Origin of the sequence: Neobacillus drentensis, assembly GCF_036965245.1 — a bacterium.
Classification (GTDB): Bacteria; Bacillota; Bacilli; order Bacillales; family Cytobacillaceae; genus Neobacillus; species Neobacillus drentensis_G.
The window spans coordinates 58,272-65,013 of record NZ_JBALPG010000052.1 but is presented as its reverse complement, the minus strand read 5'-3'; the positions used below and the strand labels follow the sequence as shown (position 1 = coordinate 65,013).

The following is a 6,742-nucleotide window of genomic DNA, read 5'->3' as shown; positions in this document are numbered from 1 at the left end:
AAGCATTTTATATCTTTTTATTAATTTCATTGCATCAATATCTTTTTTCATCAGCGTTTCCCTCAGTCATCATTGACATTTATTTTATTCTTCGATTTTTAAATTGAACAAAGGGGTTTATACGAAAGGGGAGCATCCTATGGAGGCTAAAAAAATTTCTAATCAAACCGAAAGCGATTACACCTCAATTGTCCAGTCTTCTGCTTTTCAATCATTACTCTCAGAAAAGAAAAAATTTATTATTCCTTTTACGATCTTCTTTTTTTGTTTTTATTTTGCATTACCTTTATTAACCTCCTATTCAACCGTGCTAAACAACAAATTCATTGGCAGCATTACCTGGGCCTGGGTTTTTGCCTTTTTACAATTTATTATGACATGGGCATTATGTATGATTTACTCGAAAAAAGCAGCTAAATTTGATGAATTAGCTAATCAAGTTCTCCGTGAAAGGGGCCATAGCTGATGAATACTCCTGCTTTTCTAATGTTTCTCGGGATCGTCCTCGTAACGTTAGTCATTACCTACTACGCTTCAAAAAAGACAAAGAACGCAAGTGAATTCTACACTGCCGGCGGCGGTCTTACCGGCTGGCAAAACGGACTTGCTATCGCAGGTGATTATATGTCAGCCGCATCCTTCCTAGGTATTGCCGGTGCGGTCGCCTTAACCGGCTTTGATGGCTTTTTTTACAGTATCGGTTTCCTCGTTGCCTATCTAGTCGTTCTTTATTTGGTAGCAGAACCTTTAAGAAATCTAGGAAAATATACGTTTGCCGATATGATTGCCGCACGCTTTAATGCGAAGAAAATTCGCGGATTTGCGGCAATGAATACGATGACCATCTCAATTTTCTATATGATTGCTCAGCTAGTAGGCGCTGGTGCACTAATAAAATTATTATTAGGCTTAGAATATACAACATCTGTATTAATCGTCGGTGTATTAATGACGGTTTACGTTATTTTTGGAGGAATGCATGCAACAAGCTGGGTACAGATCATAAAAGCCATCCTTCTGATGGGCGGAACATTCATCATCTCTATCATTGTTTTTGCAAAGTTTAACTTTAGTATTACCGATATGTTTGCCCAAATGAAAACAGCTACGCCTTTAAAAGAAGCTTTCTTGAATCCAGGGGTAAAATACAAGGACGGACTAGATACACTTTCATTAAATATGGGACTAGTCCTAGGGACGGCAGGACTGCCTCACATTCTTGTCCGCTTTTTTACTGTGAAGGATGCGAAAACAGCCCGTGCTTCAGTCGTCTATGCTACTTGGATAATCGGAATATTTTACGTCATGACGATTTTCCTAGGGTTTGGCGCTGCAGCATTTGTCGGCAATGAAACAATTGTGGCGGCCAATCCTGCCGGTAATATGGCTGCGCCGCTCTTGGCAAAAGCACTCGGTGGTAATATGTTGTTTGCCTTTGTTTCGGCAGTTGCTTTTGCTACGATACTTGCCGTTGTTGCTGGTTTAGTCCTTACAGCTGCTTCCGCATTTTCCCATGATTTTTATAATGAAATTCTTCGTAAAGGAAAAGCAACTGAAAAGCAGCAGGTTAGAATGGCTCGCTGGGCTGCGATTGGCGTTTCTGTCGTTTCTATTATTCTCGCATTAGGAGCACAAACGCTGAATGTTGCCTTCCTAGTTTCGTTAGCCTTTGCCGTTGCTGCAAGCGCCAATTTACCGGTAATCATCTACACTATCTATTGGAAGCGTTTTAATACGACCGGAGCCATTTGCGCCATGATTTTTGGCTTAATTTCCGCGATTGGATTAGTGCTGATTAGTCCGAACGTATTCAGCCCTGAAGTCGGAAAAGCCATTTTTGTAGGTGAAGCATTATTCCCTTTTACAACGCCAGGAATTGTTTCCATCCCGCTCGGATTTTTAGCAGGGTACCTTGGAACCATCTTCTCCAGCCAAAAGGCAGATGTGAAAAAATATGATGAAGTTCTCGTAAAATCCAATACGGGAATGGGAATGGCTAATAAATAATGTAAAGTGGGACTGAAAATTATTTCGGTCCCACTTTTTTGAATCATTATTGATAACTTCATTTCCTTTTTCCGCTAGTTTTTCGCGCTCCTCCAGGTCTATTTTTTGGAACTTCTCCAGAAGCTTTACTTCTTCTTTTATCTGAAGCAGCCTTTGTTCCCTTTTTTTGCCCACTTCTATTTTCATTTTGCCTATTATTCTGCTGTCTCCTTTTTTGGGTTTCCTTCACCTTACCTCGTTTTTCTTTTTCGACATTTGGACGACCCTTTTTATCGTCCTGGGAATTCTCTCGTCTCTCCAAGTTTTGCTTTTGGATGGTGATATTCAATTCTTTTTCAATCATGTCCAGTATGGGACGGTCCGCTGATGAGTAAAACGTGATTGCCAAGCCCGTCATTCCTGCTCTGCCCGTTCGTCCAATACGATGGACGTAGCTTTCAGCATCTTGAGGGATATCATAATTGAATACATGTGTAACCCCTTCGACATCTAGTCCTCTTGCCGCTACATCGGTTGCAATTAATAATTGAATCTCCGCATCTCTAAACCGCTTCATCACTTGTTCTCTTTTTGCTTGTGACAAGTCCCCATGCAATTCATCACAGGAAAATCCGTTGGCTTTCAGCGCATCATAAAGTTTACTTACCCTCCGCTTCGTTCGGCAAAAGATAACGGCTAAAAATGGCCGATGCGTTTCGATTAAGTGGATGAGGGTCGCTTGTTTTGCCCGGTCTATCGTATGAATCGCCATCTGCTTCACATTTTCAGCAGGGCCTTGTGTTTTTTCTATTTGAATGTACTCGGGAGCACGCATATGTTTCGCGGCTAATTTCCGAATTTCCGGCGGCATTGTGGCGGAAAACAACATGGTTTGTCGATTCACAGGCGTTTCCCTAATTATGTCCTCTACTTCACCAAGAAACCCTATATGAAGCATTTGATCCGCTTCATCTAAAACAAGGAAGGATATTTCCGATAATCGAACCGTTTCTCTCCTTATATGATCTAACAGCCGACCAGGAGTCCCCACTACAATTTGCGGATTCCTTTTTAATTTTTTCAACTGTTTATCAACATCCTGCCCGCCGTAAACAGCCAAAACAGCTACTCCATGTATATCAGCAATCAATTTTTCAATTTCATCCGTTATTTGCAAGGCTAATTCTCTCGTTGGTGTAACGATAAGTGCTTGAACATGTGCTGCTTCTCGATTAATTCTTTCAAGAATTGGCAGGATAAAGGCAAATGTTTTCCCTGTACCGGTTTGCGCCTGGGCAATAATATCGTTACCATTCATCACAAACGGAATTGCTTGTTCTTGAATTGGTGTCGGTTTTGCAACACCGTAGCCGTGTAATTTATCTACTAATACTTTTGAAATACCTAATGATAAAAAATCTGACAAATATATCCCTGCTTTCTACTTAACCTATCCATTAATATTGATGGTTTATCGCTTCAATTGCAAATATATATTTAAACCTATAGTTGCCATTTCTTTTTAAAGACATTATAATCTTACCAATACCAACTTATTCAATCGGAATAGTTAAATTAAAGTATAATGGAGGGAGCTTATGAACCAACAGAGTTTTCTTATCATCCACGGATTAGGAGGGAGCGGTCCTGATCACTGGCAAACATGGCTGGCTCACGAACTAACAGAGAGAAACTATCATGTATGTTATCCAACCTTCTCACAATTCGAGTCTCCTATTAGGAAGGTTTGGTTGGAGGAATTACATTCAGCGGTTAAAACAATCCCGACTGATCACCGACTCACCGTTATTACCCACAGTCTTGGCTGTATACTTTGGCTTCATTACGCAGAGATTCAAACGAAAAGGCTTGCCCAGCAAATAATACTCGTTACACCGCCATCTCCAACCATCGTTCTATCAGAAGCAAAATCATTTTATCCTGTACCTTTGAAAGGACAGCATCTTTCGAGAACCGCTGAAGACACATTATTTGTCCATTCATCTAATGATCCTTATTGCAGTATGGAGGATGCCAAAAACTATTTAAACTTAGCCTTTCCATCTATCGTTTTACCTAATGCAGGACACATTAATACAAATTCCGGGCACGGAAAATGGCCTTGGATGTTGGATCTATGCCTTTCGAAAGGAAAAATAGAACAAAATACGTAAAAAGGGAGAACGTCATAGTTCCCCCTTTTACATTTGAATACTCATTTCTTTTAATTTCTTTTTATCTATTTTACCAACATGGGTTTTTGGCAGTTCCTCTAAGTGAATGAATTGTTTTGGAATTTTGTATCGGCCTAATTTTGACTCACAATACATTTTTAATTCCTCATCTGATAACGTGTATGTTTGCGTTAAAACAATGAATGCGGCAACGATTTCACCCCATATTTCATCCGGCAGCCCTAGAACTGCCACTTCGTCAATCGCTGGGTGTGTAGCCAGCCACTGCTCTACTTCAAGAGGATAGACATTCTCTCCGCCCGAAATGATCATATCTTTTTTCCGGCCGACAATATAATAGAAGCCTTCTTCATCCCTCTTCGCTAAATCACCCGTATGAATCCAGCCATCCTTTACCGCTTCTCTTGTTGCCTGTTCGTGGTTCCAATAAAACGAAAAGCCATGCTTCCCTTTTATTAATAGTTCTCCAACCTCGTTGGGTTCTGACTCACAGCCGTCTGTTTTTACCAATTTTATCGAATTAAACAGCATTGGTTTACCGACAGATCCACATTTCACTTGAGCATCTTCCGGACTTATATAAAAATTATTCGGGCCCGCTTCTGTCAGCCCGTATCCCTCTTTAAAAGCTAATCCCTTTTTCTGAAATGCATTGTAGATTTGAAAGGGACATGGTGCTGCCCCTGATAAAAAGATCTTCATAAAAGGGAATTCGTTGTTTTGAAATTCGTCTGTTTGAATAAGCATATGATACATGGTTGGGACGAGAAGAATCGTTGTACAGCGATACCTACTCAGGGATTCCACCGCTTTTTTTCCTGAAAATGGCTCACCTATTACCAATGTTCCGCCAATCATTAGGATTGGAATGCTCAAGGCATTTAATCCACCGGTATGAAACATAGGCAAATAGTTTACCGTAACATCATCCTCTGCTAAACCCCAACTTACGATTGTGTTAATGGCATTCCAGAGAATGGATTGATGACTTAACACCACACCTTTTGGTTTCCCAGTAGTTCCGCCAGTATAAATCATCGCCAGCGGGTCAGTTTCAGAGATTTTCTCTCTAAAACAATCTGTAATTGGAGACGAAACCAGTTCTTCATAACTCGCATCTCCTATAAAAAAGGTACTTAAGTTATTAAGTTGCTTACACATGTCTTCGAACTGCTTATGGATTCCGATTAAAACAGGTGTACAATCCGTCACTATTTCCTTTATTTCATGCATTGATAAACGCCAATTAAGCGGGACAAAAATGGCGCCAATTTTCCCACAGGCAAACAACAAATCAAAATAGCTAATATGGTTTGGCGATAACAAGGCAATCCGATCGCCTTTTTTAACGCCCCGGGCATGAAGCCAGCTCGCGGTGGAATTTGCTCGCTTATTCAATTCTTTAAATGTCCAAGCCTTGTTTGTCTTTTCATCTATAATTGCATCCTTATTTGGCGATAATCTTGCCCGATTTTCCAGCCAATCCAATTCCCAGCTCACCGACCAATCGCTCCTTCGCTACTAGATGGAACCATCTTACTCATTTTTAGTTACAGAGCAGTTACAGATGAATATTATTGTATTAAGTTTACGAATGAGAAGTGTTATCGACAAAGTTTCAGGAGAAATCTACTATTTTTTGAGAATATAAACAATTTCCTTGAGGATATGAACAATTCTTTGAGGATATGAACAATTTCCTTGAAGATATGAACAAATCACTTAAAGATATGAACAATTCCTAGAGGATATAAACAAAGCTCAAAAATGAGTCATAATCACCATAAAAAAACGACCCCAAAAAGGTCGCTTAACAAACTACATCATGATTCCGCCATCCACATGGAGCACTGTACCATTAACATAATTTGATTCATCAGATGCCAGGAACAGGTAGGCATTAGCGATATCCTCCGGCTTTCCTAAGCGGGCAAGGGGTATCATCTGCATCATTTGTGCCAACACTTTTTCCGGCACCTTTGCCGTCATCCCGGTTTCGATAAATCCCGGAGCAACTGCATTGACATTTATCCCTTTTCGTCCAAGCTCCTTCGCCCATGTTTTTGTCATCCCGACAACGCCAGCTTTTGTGGCTGCATAATTCGTTTGTCCGACATTCCCATAAACTCCCGATACAGAAGATGTGTTAATAATTTTTCCGCGGCCATTCGCAATCATCGCTGGTAATACAGCCTGTGTACAGTGAAATACACCCGTTAGATTAACATCAAGTACCGTTTGAAAATCCTCAACCGATAGCTTTGACAGCATCGCATCTCTCGTAATTCCCGCATTATTAATAAGGATGTCAATTTTTCCATAGGTTCCTTGAACCTTTTCGACCATTTCATCAACACTCTGACGATCCGCTACATTTACTTGAAAAAAGGTAACATCATAGCCCTTCTCCCTTAGCTCACGTGCACGCTCTTCCCCTTGCTCCACATTAAAATCAGCCATTGCCACCTTCGAGCCTTCTCGGGCAAACACCTCCGCAGCTGTTAATCCAATTCCACCAGCCGCCCCTGTTATGATCGCTACTTTATTTTGTAATCTCATCC

General features: G+C 40.6%; 6 protein-coding genes. 3 read left to right on the top strand and 3 right to left on the bottom strand.

Features of this window, described 5'->3' with window-relative positions:
* Positions 1 to 139 precede the first annotated feature (139 nt).
* Complete coding sequence (locus V7150_RS13725; RefSeq protein WP_335519034.1) at positions 140 to 466, top strand: DUF485 domain-containing protein; 327 nt, start codon at positions 140 to 142, stop codon at positions 464 to 466.
* Complete coding sequence (locus tag V7150_RS13720; protein WP_335519032.1) at positions 466 to 2,007, top strand: solute symporter family protein; 1,542 nt, start codon at positions 466 to 468, stop codon at positions 2,005 to 2,007. Before V7150_RS13725 ends, V7150_RS13720 begins: the two co-directional genes overlap by 1 nt.
* A 58-nt stretch (positions 2,008 to 2,065) precedes the next feature.
* On the opposite strand, the gene V7150_RS13715 is transcribed toward V7150_RS13720, so the two are convergent.
* The gene (locus V7150_RS13715) at positions 2,066 to 3,412 is read right to left on the bottom strand and encodes a DEAD/DEAH box helicase (protein ID WP_335519029.1); all 1,347 of its coding nucleotides are present in this window, start codon (positions 3,410 to 3,412) and stop codon (positions 2,066 to 2,068) included.
* Positions 3,413 to 3,584: 172 nt separating this feature from the next.
* Between V7150_RS13715 and V7150_RS13710 the strand changes: the two genes are divergently transcribed.
* Positions 3,585 to 4,160, top strand: coding sequence for an RBBP9/YdeN family alpha/beta hydrolase (locus V7150_RS13710; protein ID WP_335519027.1), 576 nt, complete (start codon positions 3,585 to 3,587; stop codon positions 4,158 to 4,160).
* 27 nt (positions 4,161 to 4,187) lie between these two features.
* Here V7150_RS13710 and V7150_RS13705 read toward each other — a convergent pair whose 3' ends face one another.
* Together V7150_RS13705 and fabG are read right to left on the bottom strand one after the other, a co-directional pair.
* Positions 4,188 to 5,681, bottom strand: coding sequence for an acyl-CoA synthetase (locus V7150_RS13705; protein ID WP_335519024.1), 1,494 nt, complete (start codon positions 5,679 to 5,681; stop codon positions 4,188 to 4,190).
* A 318-nt stretch (positions 5,682 to 5,999) separates the two neighbouring features.
* A complete protein-coding gene (gene fabG, locus V7150_RS13700) occupies positions 6,000 to 6,740 on the bottom strand; it encodes a 3-oxoacyl-ACP reductase FabG (RefSeq protein WP_335519021.1) in 741 nt (246 codons plus the stop codon).
* Between the last annotated feature and the right edge of the window lie 2 nt (positions 6,741 to 6,742).

Excerpts from the sequence above, each read along its gene's own strand:
- V7150_RS13725 (WP_335519034.1), top strand. The coding sequence starts at position 140 with ATGGAGGCTAAAAAAATTTCTAATCAAACCGAAAGCGATTACACCTCA.
- V7150_RS13720 (WP_335519032.1), top strand. The coding sequence starts at position 466 with ATGAATACTCCTGCTTTTCTAATGTTTCTCGGGATCGTCCTCGTAACG.
- V7150_RS13710 (WP_335519027.1), top strand. The coding sequence starts at position 3,585 with ATGAACCAACAGAGTTTTCTTATCATCCACGGATTAGGAGGGAGCGGT.
- fabG (WP_335519021.1), bottom strand. The coding sequence starts at position 6,740 with ATGAGATTACAAAATAAAGTAGCGATCATAACAGGGGCGGCTGGTGGA.